At 62.8% G+C, this 2997-nt stretch carries 1 protein-coding gene and 2 pseudogenes; 1 reads left to right on the top strand and 2 read right to left on the bottom strand.

Going from position 1 to position 2997, the window contains the following annotated elements; genetic code table 11:
• Positions 1-747: pseudogene (locus ACK4OE_RS25575) on the top strand (hypothetical protein); the annotation flags it as partial.
• A gap of 167 nt (positions 748-914) precedes the next feature.
• On the opposite strand, the gene ACK4OE_RS25570 reads toward ACK4OE_RS25575, so the two are convergent.
• The gene (locus tag ACK4OE_RS25570) at positions 915-2675 is read right to left on the bottom strand and encodes a GMC family oxidoreductase (protein WP_409889229.1); all 1761 of its coding nucleotides are present in this window, start codon (positions 2673-2675) and stop codon (positions 915-917) included.
• A 157-nt stretch (positions 2676-2832) separates the two neighbouring features.
• A pseudogene (locus ACK4OE_RS25565) lies at positions 2833-2997 on the bottom strand (methylmalonate-semialdehyde dehydrogenase (CoA acylating)); the annotation flags it as partial.

Here is a 2997-nt window from a genome sequence, read left to right as displayed (position 1 = left end):
AGTACTTTTTTCGCAGCATGGATGCCGGCCAGCGCTGCCGACATCTCCGCCTACAGGCGTGGCGTGCTGATCCAGGGACCGATCGAGAAAGGTGATTACGCCAGGATCATCCAATTTGTCAGGCACCCCGACAACTATGGCCGCTTTGCACGCACGGTATATCTCGACTCAACGGGCGGTGATCTGGTGGAGGCTGTCAGGATCGCCAATCTTCTGGAGAAAAGCTACGCGGCGACGAACGTGGCTGAGGGGGCACGCTGTTACAGCGCGTGCTTCATCCTGTGGATGAGCGGCGTGAGTCGTCATGTGTCCAGCGGCGCCACCCTGGGCGTGCACCGGATCAACGTGAAAGTGGGTGAGGGCACCCTTGACCAGCAGTCGACCTACTTCACCCAAATAGCCCGCAGTGTCGAGAACTACATGTCGGGACTGGGTACGCCGCGCGCCATTCTGGACAAGATGAATGCCACCGCACCTTCTGACCTCTTTGTCATCAGTCCGCGCTGGCTGCTTGAGCAGCGGCTGCTGGCAACCCTGTCCTATCGCATCGGCTTCGTTGACGCCGCGCAGGCCCGGTGCGGGCCCGAGCCCGTGGCGCTTGCGATGAAAGCCAGGGCGATGATGGGTGACGAGGAGCACGAACGCTGGGTCCTGCAGCTCAAGAACTGGATGGCCTGCGCCGACGAGCTGCGCGCCAGCAGCCAGCGCGGCGACGGTGTGACCATTGCTGCACTGATTGCTGAGTGAGTAACGCCCCCACGGTCGCTCACTGCGTGTAGCTCCCTGCCCCCCGAGGGGGCCGCTGCGCCTGCGGGCCGGCGGAGCCGGACCCGCGGCCCCTGCTTGTTTAATACCCCGTGGACAGACGTCGACAGCTCAAAGAGAGCGGAAATAGGTGATCGCGGGTCGGGGCTTTAAATCCCTGCCTGTATCCATTGCGCGGCTTTTTCCGCAATCATGAGCGTGGGTGAGTTGGTATTCCCGCTGGTGATCAGCGGCATCACGCCGGCGTCCACCACGCGCAGGCCCTTGATCCCGCGCACGCGCAGGTGTGAGTCCACTACCGCCATGGCATCGTCATCACGACCCATCTTCGTGGTGCCCACCGGGTGAAAAATGGTGGTGGCGATGTCACCCGCCAGTCTTGCCAGGTCTTCATCGCTCTGGAATTGCACGCCGGGCCGGAACTCTTCGGGCTGATAGCCGGCCAGCGCGCTCTGGCTCACGATCCGGCGTGTCACGCGCAGTGAGTCTGCCGCCACTTTACGGTCCTCTGCGGTGCTGAGGTAGTTGGGCGCGATGGCGGGGGCATCTTCAAAGTTGCCGCTCTTGATGTTGACCGTTCCGCGGCTGGTGGGGTTGAGATTGCAAACACTGGCCGTGAACGCGTTGAAGGTGTGCAGCGGTTCGCCGAATGCGTCGAGCGACAGCGGTTGCACGTGGTATTCGATGTTGGGCCAAGGCTGGTCGGGCGAGCTGCGCGTGAAAGCGCCCAGCTGCGACGGCGCCATGCTCATCGGGCCGGTCTGTTTGAGGGCATATTCCAGACCTATCATCGCCTTGCCCCACAGCGAGCTGCCCAGCGTGTTGAGCGTGAAGTTCTTGACCTTGCTGCCCGCGACATGGTTGACCTTGTAGACCGACCGGATCTGCAGGTGGTCCTGCAGGTTGGCGCCCACGCCGGGCAGGTCTGCCACCACAGGGATGCCATGCTGTTGCAGCAGGCTTGCCGGGCCAATGCCCGAGAGCTGCAGGATCTGCGGCGAGCCTATGCTGCCTGCGCTCAGGATGACCTCACCCAGTTTTCCTTCCGCCTTGCCGGAATCGCGCGTGGCAAAGGCCTGGACGCGTTCGTGGCCGGTCCACACCTCGACGCCGGTACAGCGCTGGCTGCCGTCGTCCTGGCGCTCGATCACCAGCTTGCAGACCTGGGCGCTGGTCCACATCTCGAAATTGGGGCGCGCAAAACAGGTGGGCCGCAAAAAAGCCTTGGCGGTGTTCCAGCGCCAGCCGTTTTTCTGGTTCACCTCGAAATAGCCCACACCCTCGTTGTTGCCGGTGTTGAAGTCGTCCGTGGCGGGAATGCCGGCCTGCTGCGCAGCCGCCGAAAACGCATCCAGGATGTCCCAGCGAAGCCGCTGCTTTTCAACCCGCCACTCGCCGCCCATCTTGCGGGCCAGGCCCTGGCTGGCGGCATGCTGGCTTTTGTGCCCGTGCAGCCGACGGAAGTTTTCGTTCACGTCTGCCTTGGCAGCGCCTTTAGGCACGTCGAGCTTGTAATGGTTCTCGTGCATGCGAAAGCCCGGCAGCACCTGGTCCCAGCGCCAGGTGTCGTCGCCGGTGAGTTCTGCCCACTGGTCGTAGTCGCGCGCCTGGCCGCGCATGTAAATCATGCCGTTGATGCTGGAGCAGCCCCCCAGCGTTTTGCCCCGTGGGTAACGCAGGCTGCGGCCGTTCAGCCCTGCGTCGGGTTCGGTGTTGTAGAGCCAGTCGGTGCGCGGGTTGCCGATGCAGTACAGGTAACCAACCGGGATGTGGATCCAGTGGTAGTCATCCTTGCGGCCGGCCTCGATCAGCAGCACCCGTTTGGATGCGTCGGCGCTCAGCCGGTTCGCCAGCAGGCAGCCGGCGGTGCCGCCTCCGACGATGATGTAGTCAAAGATGTTTTCGTTCATGCGTCTTGTCTCGTCGTTCTTCTTGTGATGTTGTCAGGGCTACGTTTGGCGCCATTTAACCCTTGCGCGCACCAGTGTCATCGCGGGTCCGGCTCCGCCGGCCCGCAGGTGACGCCCCCTGAGGGGGAGGCGGCCAAAGGCCGCTTCGGGGGGGAACCTATTTAGCCGTTGGCATGACGAACTCCGCCCCCTTGCCAATACTCTCAGGCCAGCGCTGCATGATCGACTTCTGCTTGGTATAGAAACGCACCCCTTCCTCACCGTAAGCATGCATGTCCCCAAACAGACTTTTCTTCCAGCCCCCAAAGCCATGCCAGGCCAT

It is taken from the genome of Acidovorax sp., assembly GCF_046314175.1.
In the GTDB taxonomy this organism is placed as follows: domain Bacteria; phylum Pseudomonadota; class Gammaproteobacteria; order Burkholderiales; family Burkholderiaceae_C; genus Acidovorax.
This window is presented reverse-complemented; position numbering and strand designations above follow the sequence as displayed.

Bases quoted from the DNA above. Each gene is read 5' to 3' on its own strand.
- ACK4OE_RS25570 (WP_409889229.1), bottom strand. From the start codon at position 2,675: ATGAACGAAAACATCTTTGACTACATCATCGTCGGAGGCGGCACCGCC.